Raw genomic sequence first — 16936 nt, forward strand, 5'->3', positions numbered from 1 at the left:
GCGGCTGGTCTTCAGTAGAAAAGCGGCGAGCTACATTCTTCTGGATCCGGTGCCTCGGCTTTTCCGAGTTGCAGGGAGTAGAACCGAAACTTTGCCCGGAGGTCACCTATCATTGAGTTTTATAGGAGTGAAGCCGGCGCGGTAACTAATGGTGACGCAAACGTGGCCGCCATGTGATCGAACGGAAGTTGCCTTGGAGCTGCCGGTCCCGAAGGATTCCAGTGTTCAGCGGGTGATGCTGGCGCAACGCAGCAGGGATACGGTGCCTGAACTGGCTCTGAGGCGAGCGCTACACGCACTGGGCTTTCGCTATCGCGTGGACCTGCCGATTCCGATAATGCGTCGACGCCGTGCGGACGTCACGTTCGTGAAGTGGCAGACGGCGGTGTTCGTCCAGGGCTGCTTCTGGCACGCCTGCCCGCAACACCAGCACGCGCCGGTGCACAACCGGGAGTGGTGGCGGGAGAAGCTTGAGGGCAATGTCCGGCGGGACGCGGACACCGATGCCCATCCCGTCCGATTGGGGTGGGTGCCCTTGCGGCTCTGGGAGCACGAGGCCGTCGACGCGGCCGTGGGCAAGGTGGTGGAGGTGCTCGCGTCTCGGGGGCATCCGCGGGCGCTGCGGATCCGGGGCGAGGCCGTTCCGTCAAGCAGGTAGGTGCCTGTGTGTGCATCACGCAGACAGTCGGGAAATGATCTTCCAAGTGATGGGGAGGGTCTACGCAACGCTTCTGTAGATCCAGGTCAGACCCACCCGCGAACGGCCCACGCAGCATAGAGCCCCAGTCGGTGATCACCGACTGGGGCTCTTGCCATGCCGACCGTCAACAACGTGGCTTTCGGGCAAGCCGCCGCAGGGCGAGGGCCGTTGGGACCGCCGCCGAGGCGGTGGCCAGGAGGGCGCAGGCTGCCGCCGTCCAGCCGAGCGCGGACCAGGGAACATGGATCACGGCCGGCGCCGACAACGCGCGCAGCGCGGCGCACATGCCCAGCAGGTTGGCGCCCGTCACCAGGAGACCCAGCAGGGTGCCGACGGCCACCGTGGTCAGGGCCTCCGCGGTGATCACCCGGAGGAGTTGGGCGTGGGTCGCGCCGACGAGCCGCAGCGTCGCCAGTTCTCGCAGCCGGTCCGCGGTCGCCATGACGAGGGTGTTGGCGAGCGAGAGGCCGGTGTAGAGAAGGGCGATGCCGAGGACCAGGAGGAAGCCGAGGCGGGTGGTGCGGTCGTCGGCGGGGGAGACGGTCCGCAGCCACGCGGCCCTGGTCAGGACGTGGACGTCGCCGCCCTCCGGGCCCACCGCCCGGCGCAGCCCGGCCGCCACCGCGCTCGCGTCGGCACCCGGCGCGAGGGTGATGTCGGCGCGGTCGTACGCGGCGTGCGGGGCGTTGGCCGGTGTGACGTAGGCGCCGTTGTCGCCGGTCCCGGTGGGCATGACCGCGGCGATCCGCAGCGACCTGCGGGTGCCGTCGCCCAGCCAGACGGTCACCCGGTCGCCGACCGTGTGCCGGGCCCACTCCTCGTTGACGACGATCGAGTCGTCGTCGAGGTCGGCCAGGCGGCCGGAGGCCAGGGGCGGACGGGAGGTCGCGGCCAGTGCCTTCCCGGTGATCGCGCGGGCCTCCCACCTGACCAGAGCGATCCCGTCCTCCAGGACGTGGACGGCGCTGGTGGCGCTCGCGGCGACCTCGGCGGTGCCCGGTACCGCGCGCAGCCGGCGGACCGCCCCAGGGCTGAGGCCGTCGGGCGCCGACACGACGAAGTCGGCGGTCGTGCGCTGCCGCAGCTCCCTCGCCTTCGCCCCGTCCAGGGTCGCGGTGGCGCCGAGCAGGGAGCCCGCGAGGGCGACCGTGACCAGGACAGGGGCCGCGACGGCGGCGGTCCGGCGGACGCCGGCCGCGGCGCTCTCGCCAACCAGCAGGCCGCAGGCGCCGGGCAGCCGCGACGGAAGCCAGGCGACCAGACGGACCAGGGGGCGCACCAGCGCGGGGGACAGCAGGGCGACCGCGGTGATCAGCAGCATGGGGCGGCTGACGTACGTCTTGCGGTGCAGCAGCTCGCCCGGGTCGGTCAGCAGCGCCACGGCGAGTGTCACGACGGCGGTCAGCAGCAGGACCGTGCCGCACAGCCGGCGGGAGCGGGTCATCGTGCCGGTGTCCACGGACGCCTCGCGCAGCGCCTGCGTGGGTGCCGTCCGGCCGGCCCGCCAGGACGCCGCCACCACTCCGCACAGGGCGACCGACAGACCGGTCCAGAAGGCGAGGTGGTACGGCCACAGGTGGGCGCCGATCGTGAACCAGGCCGGCGCCAGACCCTCGGCCACGACCCGCTCGGCCAGGTGCGGGGCGGCGTACCCGCCCAGCGCACAGCCGGTCGCCGAGGCGAGCACGCCCAGGAGCAGGGCCTGGGCCACCACCGTCCGGCGGATCTGGCCCGGGGTCGCGCCGGCCAGGCGCAGCAGCCCGAACTCCCGGCGCCGCTGCGCGACCGCGAAGGCGAACGTGGACGCCACGACGAACACCGACACGAACCCGGCCACCCCGCCGGCCGTACCGAACAGGGCGTTCAGCGCGGTCAGCGCCTCGCGGTCACGGCCCGGATCAGGGTCCGCGAGACGGCGGGCGTCGCCGGTGAGGACGGTCACGCCGGTCACCGCGCGACGCACCGCCGCCGCGTCCGCAGCCACCACCAACTGCGTGCTCACCGGCGACAGTCGGGCCGCCGTGGCGTCCGGATAGAACAGGGCGTCCTCGAAGCCGAGGTCGCCCGCCGTGCCGACCACCCGCACGGTCCCGTGCGGGGTGCGCAGCCGTTGGCCCACCGACGTCCAGGCACCCGTCGCGACCACCTCGCCGTCCGCTCGCGGGGCGCGGCCCGAGGTCAGCTCGTACGGGGCGAAGGGCGCCGTCGACCAAGGGTGGCCCACCAGGCCGGCCGGACCGCCCGGGACGCGCACGGGGAACGTGCGGTCCTGGACGACCCGGCCGAGGGTGCGCAGCGCGGCGACGGTCCGGGGCGGGACGGGGCGGGGGTGGGCCGCCTTCCCGGTGCGGACGCCGCCGGACGTGGGGACCCGCAGGGTGTCCTCGCCCCTCACCACGACCGGAGCCGCCGCGAACCGCTCCGGCCCGCGCTCGGGAGCGTCGTGGGAGGAGGCGAGGGCGAGGCCCATGACGGTGAGCAGGGCGACGCCCAGGGAGAGCGCCACGAACGTGCCGGCGAAGGTGATCCAGCGGACGCGCAGGGTACGGACGGCGACGCTCAGCACGGGACGGCCTCCAGCGTCGTCACAAGCGCCGCGATCTCGGCCGCGGACGCCCGGCCCGACTCCCCGTGCACCCGCCCGTCGACCAGGAACACGACCCGGTCCGCGTAGGACGCGGCCACCGGATCGTGGGTCACCATCACGACCGTGCGGCCCTCGGAGTCGACCATGTCCCGCAGCAGCGCCAGGACCTCGCGCCCGGTCCGTGAGTCCAGGGCCCCCGTCGGCTCGTCCCCGAACAGCACCTCGGGGCGGGTGACGAGGGCACGGGCGAGAGCCACGCGCTGCTGCTGGCCGCCGGAGAGCCGGCAGGGACGGTGGCCGGCCCGGTCGCCCAGGCCGACCTGGGCCAGCGCCTCCCGCAGCCGTGCCCTCGCCACCCGCCGGCCGGCCAGGCGCAGGGGCAGGGCGACGTTCTGCTCGGCGGTGAGGGACGGCAGCAGGTTGAACTCCTGGAACACGAAACCGACGCGCTCGCGGCGCAACAGGGTCAGCTTCCGCTCGCCGAGCGTCGTCAGCTCCGTCCCGCCGAGCCGTACCGAACCCGAGGCGGGCCGGTCCAGGCCGGCCGCACAGTGCAACAGGGTGGACTTGCCCGAGCCGGACGGGCCCATGACGGCGGTGAAGGTACCCGCCGGGAAGGCGAGCGAGACGCCGTCGAGGGCGGTCACCGTGCTGCCGCCGGACCTGAACGTCCGGCTCACGGCACGTAGTTGGATCGCGTCAGGTCTCATCTGCGCCTCGGCTCCCACTCGTTCGGTGTCGGTGGGTCAACCCAACCGCGTGCCCCCGCCCCGGAGCAGTGCGGCAGGGGCGAGACCCGGGGTAGGGCCAGGCATACCCCCGAGCCTCCGTCCCGGCCCATGGCAGCGCCCCCGCACCGCCTTCTACGGTGATTCCCATGACCCTGTGGCAGGCCCTCGGCGGCCGTGGATACCTGGCGACCGCGTGGCCCTGGCGCGCCCTCGGCTACCTGGCCGGCGGCGCGCTGCTCGGCCCCCTCGTCCTCGTCGTGATCCTCGGCGGAACGATCGTCGGCGGTGCGCTGACCGTCGTACTCCTCGGGCTGCCGCTGCTGCTGCTCACCGCGCTGACCGGGGCGCCCGTGGCCGCGGTGGAGCGGTGGCGGCTGCGGCTTCTCGGTGCCGGTCCGGTGCCCCGGGACGGCCACCGGGTGCCCGACCGGCCCGGCCTCACCGCCTGGCTGTCGACCCGGCTGCGGGAGGCGGCGACCTGGCGGGAGCTGGCGTACGCGGTGCTGTTCGGGCTGGTGCTGTGGCCGCTCGACGCGCTGGCCGTCGCCCTGGTGGCGGGAGTGCCGCTGTCGGTGGCGGCCACGCCGGTGGTCCTGGCCGTCGAGGGCGAGGCGAAGCCGGCCAAGCTGTGGACCGTCGACACCTGGCCGCAGGCCTTCGCGGCCGCCGCGCTCGGACTCGCCGTGCTGGCCGCGGGCCTCTACGCGCTGGGCGTACTCGCCGGTGCCCGCGCCGAGTTGGCCCGCGCACTGCTCACCACCAGGGACCGGGTCGGCGAACTCGCGCGCTCCCGGGTGCGGTTGGTGGACGCGTTCGAGGCGGAGCGGCGGCGCATCGAGCGGGATCTGCACGACGGGGCCCAGCAGCGGCTCGTCGCGCTCACCATGACCCTCGGCCTCGCCCGCCTGGACGCCCCGCCCGGCGGGCCGCTCGCCGGCCGGCTCGCCAAGGCCCACGAGGAGGCCGGCCACGTCCTCGCGGAGCTGCGCGAGCTCATCCACGGCATCCATCCCAAGGTCCTCGCCGACTACGGCCTCGAAGCGGCCGTCGCCGACGCCGCCGACCGCAGCCCGGTCCCCGTCGACGTCGACCTGGAGCTGCCCCGGCTGCCCCCGCCCGTCGAGTCCGCCGCGTACTTCGTGGTGCGCGAGGCCCTCGCCAACGTCGCCCGGCACAGCGGGGCGAGCCGGGCCGAGGTCGGCGGCGGACACGACGGCGGGCGGCTGGTCCTGCACGTCCGTGACGACGGCCGCGGGGGCGCCGACAGCGGCCGCGGCACCGGGCTGACCGGCCTCGCCGACCGGGTGTCGGTGCTCGATGGCACACTCACCCTGTCCAGCCCGCCGGGCGGACCGACCCTGCTGCGTGTGGAGATCCCTTGCCGGCCGACGCCTCCGACAGACCGCTGAAGATCGTCCTCGCCGAGGACAGCGTGCTGCTGCGCGAGGGCGTCGCCGGACTGCTCGCCCGCTTCGGCCACCAGGTGCTCGCCGCCGTCGGCGACGCGGACGCCCTCCTCGCGGCGGTCGCCGGGCACGGGCCGGACGTCGACGTGGTCGTCACGGACGTACGGATGCCGCCCGGCTTCCAGGACGAGGGCCTGCACGCGGCCGTGCGACTGCGCGAGGAACGGCCAGGGCTGCCCGTGCTGGTCCTCAGCCAGTACGTGCAGCGGGCGTACGCCGCCGACCTCCTCGACTCCGGCGACGGCACGGGAGTCGGCTATCTGCTCAAGGACCGGGTGGGCCAGGTCGAGGAGTTCGAGGCCGCGCTGCGGGAGGTCGCGGCCGGTGGCACGGTCGTCGATCCCGAAGTCGTACGACAGTTGCTGCGCAGGCGACGGGATCCGCTCGCGCGGCTCACCCCCCGGGAGCGGGAGGTGCTGGCGCTGATCGCGGAGGGGAAGTCGAACGGGGCGATCGCCCGGACCCTGGTGGTGTCGGAGGCCGCCGTCGGCAAGCACATCGGCGGCATCCTCACCAAGCTGGACCTGCCGCCGGCGGACGACGTCCACCGACGGGTGCTGGCGGTGCTCGCCTACCTCAGGAGCTGAGGGCCTTCGCGAAGCACCGGCTCGCCTCGTACTCCCGGTAGTAGCCGAACTTGGCACACGGCTCGTAGTCGCAGGAGGTGTAGAGGGCGATGGCCTCCGGCTGCTCGGTGCCGGTCTCCAGGACCATGCGCCGGCGGCCGGCCTCGCGGGCGTCCTCCTCCAGGGCGCTCAGGATGCGCCGGGCGAGGCCGCGGCCGCGCATCGTCTCCACGACGAACATCCGCTTGATCTCGGCGTCCCCGTCGAGGTTGCCCTCGTCGTTCGTGTCCTGGGCGCGCCAGCCGCCCGTGGCGACGGGGACGTCGTTCTCGTCGTACGCGATCAGGTACACGCCGTTCGGCGGCCGGAAGTCCTCCGGGGCCAGGGTGGTGGCGTCGCCGCCGTCGCCGTAGCGGCGGTGGTACTCGGCCTGGACCTCGTCGTTCAGCTTGACTGCGTCAGGGTGGTCGAACGAGACGCGACGTATATGCATGTGGGATACCGTATATCAATTCATTCCAAGGCGGGACTCGGTCCAGTGTGCCGGTATCGTGCCCGGGTGCTGACTGTGACCACTGTGAACGTGAACGGGTTGCGCGCCGCCGCGAAGAAGGGCTTCGTGGAATGGCTCGCGGAGACCTCCGCCGACGTGCTCTGCCTCCAGGAGGTGCGCGCGGAGCCGCAGCAGCTGCCCGAGCACGTCCGTGCCCCCGAAGGCTGGCACGTGCTGCACGCCCCCGCCGCCGCGAAGGGCCGGGCCGGTGTCTCCCTCTACACCCGCCGCGAGCCCGACCGGGTCCGGGTCGGTTTCGGCTCGGCCGAGTTCGACGGCAGCGGGCGCTACGTCGAGGCCGACCTGCCCGGCGTCACCGTTGCCTCCCTCTACCTGCCCTCCGGTGAGGTCGGCACCGAACGGCAGGACGAGAAGGTCCGCTTCATGGGCGAGTTCCTCGCCCACCTCAAGGAACTGCGCGAGCGCGCCGCCGCCGACGGCCGCGAGGTCGTCGTCTGCGGCGACTGGAACATCGCCCACCAGCAGGCGGACCTCAAGAACTGGCGCGGCAACACCAAGAACTCCGGGTTCCTGCCGGAGGAGCGGGCGTGGCTGGGGCAGGTCCTCGACGAGGTGGACGGCGGCTACGTCGACGTCGTGCGGGCGCTGCACCCGGAGGCCGAGGGGCCGTACACGTGGTGGTCGTACCGGGGGCGGGCTTTCGACAACGATGCGGGATGGAGAATTGACCTCGCCGTGGCGACGCCCGGGCTCGCGGGCCGTGCCGTCAAGGCGTATGTCGAGCGGGCCGGCAGCCATGAGGAGCGGTGGTCGGACCATGCTCCTGTGACAGTGGTCTTCGACATGTGACCGGCCGTGGGAGTGCCGACACCTTCGACACTCCCACGGTTGCCGTGTGACTCAGAGGCGCGCGCGGCGTGTGAAGGTCAAGCGGGACGTGTCCGGCCCGGTGAGGCGGGAGGGGGCACCGCCGGAGCGCCCCTTTCCGACGGTGACGACGACGCCGTCGCGGAGGAGGCGTTCGCGCGGCACGTCGCCGTCTGTTGCCGCCACGCGGCGGTAGCGGCTCAGAACATAGCCCTCAAGCCAGTCGGAGCGCATCGCGGCGGGGGCTGGACAGACCTCGCCTCGTGCTGTGGTGCGGCACACGTAATCGCCGTAGGGATAGCCCTTCCTGATGGCGAAGTACATGCGGCCGTCACAGCCGGAGCAGTATGCGACTCCGGTGAGGAGCGCGGTCGTGCCGCGCCTCGGGCTGCGGGTTCCGTTGGAGCGCCTCAGAAGGGCATCCTGCAGCACGTCGAACTCGTCGTTGGTCAGCAGTGACTCTCCGATGAGGACCGGGTCGCCTGACTCGTCGCGGACCGTCTGTCCGCCGTGGGTCCGGTGGCCCATGAGTGATGGGCTGCGCAGCACCTTGGACAGGGTGCCCGACGTCCAGCGGAACCGTTCGAAGTCACGTCCGTGACGGCGACCGCCCATCGGGCGCCCCTGGAGTTGGGCGTGGCGGTCACGCGGCACGGGCACCCTGGACTCGTTCAACCGACGTGCGATGGCGATCAAGGACCGTCCCGCGTGTACGTCCTCGATGATCGTGCGGACGAGGGCGGCGGATTCCGGATCGGGAGCCAGGCACCATCCGCTGCCCGAGGGGTGCGGCGCCTTCCGGTAGCCGAACGGGACCAGTCCGCCTCCGTAGCGGCCGGCCGCGCGCAGTGCTTCGTGGCTGCTCGTGAGCCGATTCGAGATGGTGCGGGCTTCTTGCTCCGCGTCGTGGGCCAATTCCATGCACCGCCGGATTGTGCAGCCGTCCGCCCGGGGCGTCACCACAATCGGGTGGCCCGCTTCCGGCATTGCGAACACGAGTGTTCTGGCGTGCTGCCGTCCCCAGGCGACCAACTCGGCCATGTGCGCCACGGAACGCACGGCCCGGTCCACGTGCGACCACACGACGGCTTCGTACTCCTGAGGCCGTCGGAGCCAGGACGCCAAGGAGGGCCGCTCGAACGGCGATGTCGTGCGGGCTGAGATGCCCAGGTCCGATGCCTCGGCGACCAGCGTGAAGCCGAGCCTCGCAGCGGATACATGGATGGCGGACCGCTGTCGCTCCGGTGAAGTGGTCACGCTGGTGACGCAGCTGAGGCGCAGGGAGGCAATGGCTCTTGGGGGTTCAGGACTACGCTTGGGCATGTCGACGCTCCTCGAAAGTGTCGGCCGTACCCCGGGACTGGTCGCACAGTCGCCGGGGCCTTTCGGTCACACTCTCGGAGTGGGAACGTGGCTTCGCCTGCGACTATCCGGAAAGTGCCTCAATAGAGTGAATGTCTGTAAATTGCTGGATGGTTGAGGTGTGAGGCGTTCTAGTTCCGCTTGCGCAACCGTCGGTCCAGTGCCAGGGACAGTTCCGCCTCCACCACGCTGCGGGCCAGGGGGCGCATGCGCTGGAGGTCCTCCTCGGGGGCGTGGCGCAGGACCAGGTCGGCGAACAGGTCGGCCAGGGCGTCGGCGTGTTCGCGGACGCGTCGGCCGGCGTCCAGGACCTCCGCCAGGGGGATGCCCTCGCGGACCAGGGCGGAGGAGACGTCGAGGAGACGGCGGCTGACGTGGACGATCTCGGTGCCGTCGGTGCCGAGGTAGCCCAGGTCCAGGGCGGCGGCGAGGTTCTCCGGGGTGACCTGGCCCTCGAAGCGGTCGGCGAGTTCCTCGGGGGTGAGGCGGACCGGGATCTCCTCGGTGGGAGTGTCCATGCCGAGGAGCTCGCCCACGTTGCGGCCGTTCTCGAAGGCCTCGGCCAGTTCCGCGATGCTGCTGAGGGTGTGGCCGCGTTCCAGCAGGGCCGCGATGGTGCGCAGCCGGGCCAGGTGGTCGTCGTCGTACCAGGCGATGCGGCCCTCGCGGCGGGGCGGGGCGATCAGTTTGCGTTCGCGGTAGAAGCGCAGGGTGCGCACGGGGATGCCGGCCAGGCGGGCCAGTTCCTCCATGCGGTACTCGCGCGGGCCGTCGCGTCCTGCTCCCTCTTCTGCCACGTCGGCACCCTATGTTGTACCGCCGGTAACTTTCCTTCCCCCGGACCCCTACCCATCGGTACGGAGCTGCTCTACCCTCCCATTGCGCCAGTGTTCACTGGCGGAGTCGCAGGGAAGGTCGTCGGTATGACCGAACACGAGCATGTGCGGGTGGCGGTGATCGGGTCCGGGTTCGGCGGACTGGGTGCCGCCGTACGGCTGCGGCGCGAGGGAGTCACCGACTTCGTCGTCCTGGAACGGGCCGACAGCGTCGGCGGCACCTGGCGGGACAACACCTATCCGGGGTGCGCCTGCGACGTGCCGTCCCACCTGTACTCGTTCTCCTTCGCGCCCAACGCCCACTGGCCGCGCACCTTCTCCGGGCAGCAGCACATCCGGGCCTACCTGGAGCACGTGGCCGACGTGTTCCGGCTCCGCCCGCACCTCCGCTTCGGCTCCGAGGTGAAGATGATGACCTGGGACGCGGACAAGCTCCGCTGGGACATCGAGACCAGCTCCGGACGGCTGTCCGCGGACTTCGTCGTCTCCGCCACCGGGCCGCTCTCCGACCCGAAGACCCCGGACATCCCGGGGCTGGACTCCTTCCCCGGCAAGGTCTTCCACTCCGCCCGCTGGGACCACGACTACGACCTGCGCGGCAAGCGGGTCGCCATGGTGGGGACCGGCGCCTCCGCCATCCAGATCGTGCCGGCCATCCAGCCGGAGGTGGCGCGGCTGACGCTGTTCCAGCGCACTCCGCCCTGGGTGATGCCCCGTGTGGACCGGGCGATCAGCGCGGCGGAGCGCCGGATCCACCAGACCCTGCCCCTCACCGCGCAGATCCGGCGCGGACTGCTGTGGGGCATCAGGGAGTTGCAGGTCCAGGCGTTCACCAAGCACCCCAACCAGCTCGGCCTGGTCGAGAGGCTGGCCAGACAGAACATGGCCCGGGCCATCAAGGACCCGGAGACGCGCGCCAAGCTCACGCCCGACTACCGCATCGGCTGCAAGCGGATCCTGCTGTCCCGTGACTACTATCCGGCCCTCGCCCGGCCCAACGTCGACCTCGTCGCGAGCGGACTCGGCGAGATCCGCGGCTCCACGCTCGTCGCCGCCGACGGCACCGAGGCCGAGGTCGACGCCATCGTGTTCGGCACCGGCTTCCACGTCACGGACATGCCCATCGCCGACCGCGTGGTGGGCGCCGACGGGCGGACCCTCGCCGAGGCGTGGAAGGGCGGCATGGAGGCGCTGCGGGGCGCCTCGGCCGCCGGGTTCCCGAACTGGATGACCGTCATCGGCCCCAACACCGGCCTAGGGAACTCCTCGATGATCCTGATGATCGAGTCCCAGCTGAACTACATGGCCGACTTCGTCCGGCAGTTGGACGTCCTCGGCGGCCGGGTCGCCCTCGACGCCCGCCCCGCCGCGGTGCGGGCGTGGAACCACCGGGTGCAGGAGCGCATGAAGCGCACCGTGTGGAACACGGGCGGCTGCACCAGCTGGTACCTGGACGCGAACGGCCGCAACAGCACCGTCTGGCCCGGCACGACGAGCGAGTTCCGGCGGGCGACGCGGCGCGTGGACCTCGCGGAGTACGACGTCCTGCGCGCCGGTGACCGCGAGAACGCCGAGGTGACCGCATGAGCCGCCTGCTCCACGTCTCCACCGGCCCCTACGCCCCGCCCGTCCCCGCCCGCGAACTCACCGCGGTCTCCGCCGACGGCGCCCGGCTGCACGTCGAGGTGCACGGGCCCGAGGGCGCGCCGGCCGTGGTCCTCGCCCACGGCTGGACCTGCTCGACCGCCTTCTGGGCGGCGCAGGTACGGGACCTGTCCGTCGACCACCGGGTCATCGCCTACGATCAGCGCGGCCACGGCCGCAGCCCGGTCGGCGCCGCCTGCGGTACGGACCAGCTCGCCGACGACCTCGAAGCCGTCCTGGAGGCGACCCTCGCGCCGGGTGAGAAGGCCGTGATCGCCGGTCACTCCATGGGCGGCATGACGGTGATGGCGGCCTCCGCGCGCCCCGGCTTCCGGGCGCACACGGCGGCCGTACTGCTGTGCAGCACGGGCTCCTCGCGGCTGGTCGCGGAGTCGACGGTCCTCCCGATCGGGCCGGGGCGGCTGCGCACCTGGCTGACCAAGCACGTCCTCGGTTCGCGCGCGCCCCTCGGGCCGGTCACGCCGCTCGCCCGGCGGATCCTCAAGTACGGGACGATGGGCGCCGGTTCGGCCCCGCACATGGTCGAGGCGTGCGCGCGGATCGTGCACGCCTGTCCGCGCAAGGTGCGTCACGCCTGGTCGGAGGTGCTGGGGCTGCTCGATCTCGACCACGCGGTACGGGAGTTGGCGGTGCCGACGGCCGTGATCGTGGGGTCGGCGGACCGGCTGACGCCTCCCGGGCAGGCCCGGGCGCTGGTCGCCGCGCTGCCGGACTGCGCGGGCCTGACCGAACTGCCCGGCGTCGGCCACATGACACCGATCGAGGCCCCCGAAGCGGTCACCGGGAAGGTCCGGGAGCTCGTCACCACGTACATCCACACAGGTCAGGTCAGGGAGGGCGCATGAGCAGGGTCAGCCTCGAGGGTCAGGTCGCCGTGGTCACCGGTGCCGCGCGGGGTGTGGGGGAGTTGCTGGCCCGCAAGCTGTCCGCGCGTGGTGCGAAGGTGGCGCTGGTCGGCCTGGAGCCGGACGCGCTCAAGCAGGTCGCCGAGCGGCTGCACGGCGACTGCGACCACTGGTACGCCGACGTCACCGACCACGAGGCGATGGCGCGGGTGGCGCTGGAGGTCAAGGAGCGGTTCGGGAAGGTCGACATCGTCGTCGCCAACGCGGGGGTCGCCACCGGGGGTCCGTTCGTCGACTCCGATCCGGTGGCCTGGCGTCGGGTGATCGAGGTCAACCTGATCGGGTCGGCGGTGACCGCGCGGGCCTTCCTGCCGGTGCTGACGGAGAGCCGGGGGTACCTGCTCCAGATCGCCTCGCTGGCGGCCATCACGCCGGCGCCGATGATGACGGCGTACTGCGCGTCCAAGTCGGGCGTGGAGGCGTACGCGCACAGTCTGCGGGCCGAAGTCGGGTACCGGGGCGTGCGGGTGGGCGTCGGGTACCTGTCGTGGACCGACACCGACATGGTGCGCGGGGCCGATCAGGACGACGTCATGCGGGAGTTGCGGCAGCGGCTGCCGTGGCCGGCCAACAAGACGTATCCGCTGGGGCCGGCGGTGGACCGGCTCGTCGCCGGGATCGAGCGCAGGTCGAGCCATGTGTACGGGCAGCGGTGGCTGCGGGGCATGCAGGGGGTGCGCGGGTATCTGCCGGCGGTCATCGGGACCGTCGGGCAGCGGGAGATGCGGCGCTTCGCCACCCGGCTGGAGGGGATGCGGACGGGGCTCGTCGGCGCAGGTGGGGCAGCGGACGAGGAGGCCCGCGCTACGCACCGTGACTGATCGACATGCGTCCTGTGACCGCCCGTGTGAATCTGGTCGAGGCCCCGCCAACGGGGCCCCAGAATTCCCCCTCACCCTCACGGGAGTGAACCCACATGGGTATGAAGGACAAGTTCCAGGACAAGTCGGAGCAGTGGCAGGAGCAGGCCAAGCAGAAGGTCCAGCAGGGCCGGGAGCAGGGCCGGGAGCAGGGTCGTGAGCCGGGTCGTGAGCCGGGTCGCGAGCGTGGCCAGGAGCGTGGCCGGCCGGGCGAGCCCATGCGGGACCGTGAAGAGGAGAGCGAGCGTCTTCGTCGTGACGAAGAGGACCGCCGCTTCGCGCAGGACTACGAGGCCTAGCCACCGCGCTCGGCTTGAGCGTTGAGAACGTGGGGTGCCCTTCTCTCCGGAGGGTGCCCCACGTTCTTGCCTGCGTCGGGTGCGTTGTCGGGTGCGGGTGGGTGGGGGCTCGTCGCGCAGTTCCCCGCGCCCCTGGGTGGGTGTGCCTTGCGCTCGTTTTGAGGTGGGGGCTCGTCGTGCGGTTCCCCGCGCCCTGGGTGGGTGTGTCTTGCGCTCGCTTTGGGGTGGGGGCGCGTTCCTCAAGTTCGCGGGCGCGGGGGGAGTTGGGGCCTCGATCTGTTCGGGATGTGCGAGTGGTCCGGCGGGGTTGCCGGGGGGTTCGTGTCCAGGAGGTCCAGGGCCAGCGTGACGGCGTCCGCCAGTTGGGCGTGTCTGCCCTCCGCCCAGTCGAGGGGGGTGCGGAGGACCTCGAGGTCGGGGGCGACGCCGTGGTTCTCGACGGACCAGCCGTACGCGTCGAACCAGGCCGCGTTCATCGGCACGGTGATCACCGTGCCGTCGCCCAGTTGGTGGCGGCCGGTCATGCCGACGACTCCGCCCCAGGTGCGTTGGCCGACGACCGGGCCGAGCCCGAGGAGCTTGAAGGCGGCCGTGATCATGTCGCCGTCCGAGGAGGTCGCCTCGTCGGCGAGGGCGACCACCGGGCCTCTCGGCGCGTTCGAGGCGTACGACACCGGCTGGGCGTTGCGGGTGAGGTCCCAGCCCAGGATCGTGCGGGTCAGCTTCTCCACCACCAGTTCGCTGATGTGGCCGCCCGCGTTGCCGCGTACGTCCACGATCAGCGCGGGCCGGGACACCTCCATGCGCAGGTCCCGGTTGAACTGGGCCCAGCCCGATCCGCCCATGTCGGGGATGTGGAGGTACCCGCAGCGCCCGCCGCTCAACTCCCGGACCACGGCCCGGCGTTTGGCCACCCAGTCCTGGTAGCGCAGCGGCCGCTCGTCGAGGAGGGGGACGACCGCCACCCGTCGGGCACGCCCCTCGCCCTCCGCCGGGGTGAACGTCAGCTCCACGGTCGTACCGCCCGCCCCCGCGAGCAGCGGGTACGGCCCCGTCACCGGATCCACCGGGCGGCCGTCCACGTGGGTGAGCACCGCGCCCTCCCGGATGCCGGTGCCGGCCAGCGGTGAGCGCGCCTTGGAGTCGGAGGAGTCGCCGGGCAGGATCCGCCGGACCGTCCAACCCTCCTCCCGCCGGACCAGGTTGGCGCCGAGGAGGCCCTGGCGGCGCTGGTAGTGCGGCGGGCCCTCGTTGCGGCGGGCGGCGGAGACGTATGCGTGGGAGGTGCCCAGCTCGCCGAGGACCTCGCGCAGCAGGTCCGCGAAGTCGTCGGGGGAGGCGACCCGTTCGACCAGCGGGCGGTACTGGTCGAGTACGCCGTCCCAGTCGACGCCGCACATGCCGGGGTCCCAGAAGTAGGCGCGGATGAGCCGGCCCGCCTCCTCGTACGACTGGCGCCACTCGGCGGCCGGGTCGACCTGGTGCAGGACGCGGCGCAGGTCGATCCAGACCGTGGAGTCGCTGTCGCCCGGCTCGTTGGACGGGAGGGCGCGCAGGTCGCCCTCGTCCACCACGACCAGCCGTGTGCCGTCCCCGCTGACCGCGAACCAGTCCAGGTGATCGACGAGTTCGGACTTCTTCGCCTTGGTGATGTTGAAGTGTTCGAGGGTCGGCCGGCCGGTGGTGTCGTCCGGGTTGGCGAACGTCTCGCCGAGCGCCCCCGAGATCGGCCAGCGCAGCCAGACCAGCCCGCCGCCCGCGACCGGGTACAGCGCCGAGTACTTGGAGGCGCTGACCGGGAACGGCGTCACCCGGCTCTCCAGGCCCTCCACCTCCACGGTGACCGTGCCGTCGCCGCCCTCGTCCTCGGCCGGGTCCAGGCCCCCGGCGGCCGGGCGGCCCTCCGGGTTCAGGGCGAAGGGAGAGGGGGTCGCGGAGGACAGCGGGACGAGATACGGGCGGCAGCCCAGCGGGAAGGACAGGTCCCCGGTGTGCACGTCGTAGACGGGGTCGAAGCCGCGCCAGGAGAGGAAGGCGAGGTAGCGGCCGTCCCTGGTGAACACCGGGTTCTCGTCCTCGAAGCGGCCGTCGGTGACGTCGACGACCAGCCGGTCCTTCATCCGCGCCATCCTGATCTGGCGCAGCGAGCGTCCGATCCCGGGGTGCGACCACGTCAGCCACGCCCCGTCCGGTGAGAACGCGAGGTCGCGCACCGGCCCGTTGGCCGAGCGGATCAGTTCGGTCACCTCGCCGTCGGATTCCTCCGTGACGTCGACGAGCAGCAGCCGTCCGTCGTGCGAGGCGATGGCGAGGCGTTCGCCCCGCGGGTCGGACACCAGCTCCAGCACCCGCCCCAGCCCGCCCGACGCCAACCGTCGGGGCTCACGGTCCCCGGTGGCGCGCGGCAGGTGGGCGACCTCGACCGCGTCCTCGCCCTCCGCGTCCGTCACATAGGCGACCTGGCCGACCGAGCCGAGCATCTCCGGGAGCCGGACCCGTACGCCCGGGGTGTCGGCCAGGGTGCGGGCCGGCCCGTCCCGGTGGGTCAGCCAGTACAGGCTGCCGCGGACGACCACCGCGCTCGCGCGGCCCGTCTCGTCGACCGAGATGCCGTCCACGTGCTGGGCGGCCGGCACCTGGTACGTACGGCGTCCCGCGCGCGGCCCGCTCAGCCGTACGTCGAGCCGGCGCGGCACCGAGTCCGCCGCGAGGTCGTCGACGATCCACAGGTCGCCCGCGCACTGGTAGACCACCCGGGTCCCGTCGCTCGACGCGTGCCGGGCGTAGAAGGCGTCGTGGTCGGTGTGCCGGCGCAGGTCGGAGCCGTCGTGGGCGCAGGAGTAGAGGTTGCCGATGCCCTCGTGGTCGGAGAGGAAGGCGATCCGGCCGCCGACGAACATGGGGGAGTGGAGGTGGCCCGGGAGGTCGGCCAGCAGCCGCTCGCCGTGCAACCACAGCCGTCCGGTGGCGCCGCCCCGGTAGCGCTTCCAGGCGGCCGGTTCGTGCGGCGGGGTGCCGGTGAGGAGCAGGGTCTTGCGCTCGCCGTCGAGGTCGGCGACCTGGATGTCGGAGACCGGGCCCCAGGGGAGCTTGTGGCCGGGGTCGCCGTCGGGGCGGACCTTGTAGGCCCAGGTGAAGTACGAGAAGGGCTCGCCGTGCGAGGCGACGGCGAGGATCGTGCTCCTTCCGTCCCTCTCGGGGGTCCAGCCGCAGACCTGGGTGTCGGCCGAGCCCCAGTGGGTGAGCTGCCGGCCGGGTCCGCCGTCCACCGGCACCAGGTGGATCTCCGGGACCAGACTGCGCCAGCTCGTGTACGCGAGATGGCGGCCGTCGGGCGAGAAGCGGGGGTGGCCGACCTTGGTGCGGTCGACGGTGAGCCGCCAGGCTCGGCCGGGACCGTCGAGGGAGGTCAGCCAGAGGTCGTCCTCGGCCACGAAGCACAGCAGATCGCCGTTCAGATGCGGCAGGCGCAGATAGCTCACCTCCCCATGCTTTTCCGGGGGATGGACCCGGGCAACTCGTGAAAAACCCGGGCGGGGGTGCGGCACGTGACCCGCCACACGAACGAAACAGTTTCG

General features: G+C 72.4%; 14 protein-coding genes. 8 read left to right on the forward strand and 6 right to left on the reverse strand.

Going from position 1 to position 16936, the window contains the following annotated elements; all coding sequences use genetic code 11:
* The first annotated feature begins 193 nt into the window (after positions 1–193).
* Entirely contained in the window at positions 194–658 is a 465-nt protein-coding gene (locus AQJ84_RS20295) for a very short patch repair endonuclease (RefSeq protein WP_225877169.1), read from the forward strand.
* A gap of 166 nt (positions 659–824) precedes the next feature.
* Here AQJ84_RS20295 and AQJ84_RS20300 read toward each other — a convergent pair whose 3' ends face one another.
* Together AQJ84_RS20300 and AQJ84_RS20305 are read right to left on the reverse strand one after the other, a co-directional pair.
* Complete coding sequence (locus AQJ84_RS20300; RefSeq protein WP_053191959.1) at positions 825–3266, reverse strand: FtsX-like permease family protein; 2442 nt, start codon at positions 3264–3266, stop codon at positions 825–827.
* Entirely contained in the window at positions 3260–3997 is a 738-nt protein-coding gene (locus AQJ84_RS20305) for an ABC transporter ATP-binding protein (protein ID WP_053191958.1), read from the reverse strand. Before AQJ84_RS20305 ends, AQJ84_RS20300 begins: the two co-directional genes overlap by 7 nt.
* Before the next feature lie 167 nt (positions 3998–4164).
* Between AQJ84_RS20305 and AQJ84_RS20310 the strand changes: the two genes are divergently transcribed.
* Both AQJ84_RS20310 and AQJ84_RS20315 read left to right on the forward strand, forming a co-directional pair.
* A complete protein-coding gene (locus AQJ84_RS20310; protein ID WP_053191956.1) occupies positions 4165–5427 on the forward strand; it encodes a sensor histidine kinase in 1263 nt (420 codons plus the stop codon).
* Positions 5397–6071: a LuxR C-terminal-related transcriptional regulator gene (locus AQJ84_RS20315; protein WP_198536340.1), complete on the forward strand. Its 675-nt coding sequence runs from the start codon at positions 5397–5399 to the stop codon at positions 6069–6071. Before AQJ84_RS20310 ends, AQJ84_RS20315 begins: the two co-directional genes overlap by 31 nt.
* Here AQJ84_RS20315 and AQJ84_RS20320 read toward each other — a convergent pair.
* Complete coding sequence (locus AQJ84_RS20320) at positions 6061–6543, reverse strand: GNAT family N-acetyltransferase (RefSeq protein ID WP_030039105.1); 483 nt, start codon at positions 6541–6543, stop codon at positions 6061–6063. The two genes, AQJ84_RS20315 and AQJ84_RS20320, sit on opposite strands and share 11 nt — an antisense overlap.
* 66 nt (positions 6544–6609) lie before the next feature.
* Here AQJ84_RS20320 and AQJ84_RS20325 point away from each other — a divergent pair, with 66 nt between their 5' ends.
* A complete protein-coding gene (locus AQJ84_RS20325) occupies positions 6610–7413 on the forward strand; it encodes an exodeoxyribonuclease III (RefSeq protein WP_030039106.1) in 804 nt (267 codons plus the stop codon).
* A gap of 51 nt (positions 7414–7464) precedes the next feature.
* Here AQJ84_RS20325 and AQJ84_RS20330 read toward each other — a convergent pair whose 3' ends face one another.
* Positions 7465–8754, reverse strand: a complete 1290-nt coding sequence (locus AQJ84_RS20330) for a recombinase family protein (protein ID WP_078631703.1) — start codon at positions 8752–8754, stop codon at positions 7465–7467.
* A gap of 170 nt (positions 8755–8924) precedes the next feature.
* A complete protein-coding gene (locus AQJ84_RS20335) occupies positions 8925–9545 on the reverse strand; it encodes a MerR family transcriptional regulator (RefSeq protein WP_030039108.1) in 621 nt (206 codons plus the stop codon).
* 171 nt (positions 9546–9716) lie between these two features.
* Between AQJ84_RS20335 and AQJ84_RS20340 the strand changes: the two genes are divergently transcribed.
* The 4 genes from AQJ84_RS20340 to AQJ84_RS20355 all read left to right on the forward strand — a co-directional run bounded on the left by AQJ84_RS20340 (position 9717) and on the right by AQJ84_RS20355 (position 13358).
* A complete protein-coding gene (locus AQJ84_RS20340; RefSeq protein ID WP_030039109.1) occupies positions 9717–11216 on the forward strand; it encodes a flavin-containing monooxygenase in 1500 nt (499 codons plus the stop codon).
* On the forward strand, positions 11213–12139 hold the full coding sequence (locus AQJ84_RS20345) for an alpha/beta fold hydrolase (RefSeq protein ID WP_030039110.1): 927 nt from the start codon (positions 11213–11215) through the stop codon (positions 12137–12139). The genes AQJ84_RS20340 and AQJ84_RS20345 overlap by 4 nt, the downstream gene beginning before the upstream one ends.
* Positions 12136–13020, forward strand: a complete 885-nt coding sequence (locus AQJ84_RS20350) for an SDR family oxidoreductase (protein WP_053191954.1) — start codon at positions 12136–12138, stop codon at positions 13018–13020. Before AQJ84_RS20345 ends, AQJ84_RS20350 begins: the two co-directional genes overlap by 4 nt.
* Before the next feature lie 95 nt (positions 13021–13115).
* Complete coding sequence (locus tag AQJ84_RS20355) at positions 13116–13358, forward strand: hypothetical protein (protein WP_030039111.1); 243 nt, start codon at positions 13116–13118, stop codon at positions 13356–13358.
* A 239-nt stretch (positions 13359–13597) separates the two neighbouring features.
* On the opposite strand, the gene AQJ84_RS20360 is transcribed toward AQJ84_RS20355, so the two are convergent.
* Complete coding sequence (locus AQJ84_RS20360; protein WP_053191952.1) at positions 13598–16840, reverse strand: S41 family peptidase; 3243 nt, start codon at positions 16838–16840, stop codon at positions 13598–13600.
* Between the last annotated feature and the right edge of the window lie 96 nt (positions 16841–16936).

The organism is Streptomyces resistomycificus (genome assembly GCF_001514265.1).
Classification (GTDB): Bacteria; Actinomycetota; Actinomycetes; order Streptomycetales; family Streptomycetaceae; genus Streptomyces; species Streptomyces resistomycificus.

Excerpts from the sequence above, each read along its gene's own strand:
- AQJ84_RS20305 (WP_053191958.1), bottom strand. The coding sequence starts at position 3,997 with ATGAGACCTGACGCGATCCAACTACGTGCCGTGAGCCGGACGTTCAGG.
- AQJ84_RS20320 (WP_030039105.1), bottom strand. The coding sequence starts at position 6,543 with ATGCATATACGTCGCGTCTCGTTCGACCACCCTGACGCAGTCAAGCTG.
- AQJ84_RS20350 (WP_053191954.1), top strand. The coding sequence starts at position 12,136 with ATGAGCAGGGTCAGCCTCGAGGGTCAGGTCGCCGTGGTCACCGGTGCC.
- AQJ84_RS20330 (WP_078631703.1), bottom strand. The coding sequence starts at position 8,754 with ATGCCCAAGCGTAGTCCTGAACCCCCAAGAGCCATTGCCTCCCTGCGC.
- AQJ84_RS20345 (WP_030039110.1), top strand. The coding sequence starts at position 11,213 with ATGAGCCGCCTGCTCCACGTCTCCACCGGCCCCTACGCCCCGCCCGTC.
- AQJ84_RS20355 (WP_030039111.1), top strand. The coding sequence starts at position 13,116 with ATGGGTATGAAGGACAAGTTCCAGGACAAGTCGGAGCAGTGGCAGGAG.
- AQJ84_RS20335 (WP_030039108.1), bottom strand. The coding sequence starts at position 9,545 with ATGGAGGAACTGGCCCGCCTGGCCGGCATCCCCGTGCGCACCCTGCGC.
- AQJ84_RS20310 (WP_053191956.1), top strand. The coding sequence starts at position 4,165 with ATGACCCTGTGGCAGGCCCTCGGCGGCCGTGGATACCTGGCGACCGCG.
- AQJ84_RS20340 (WP_030039109.1), top strand. The coding sequence starts at position 9,717 with ATGACCGAACACGAGCATGTGCGGGTGGCGGTGATCGGGTCCGGGTTC.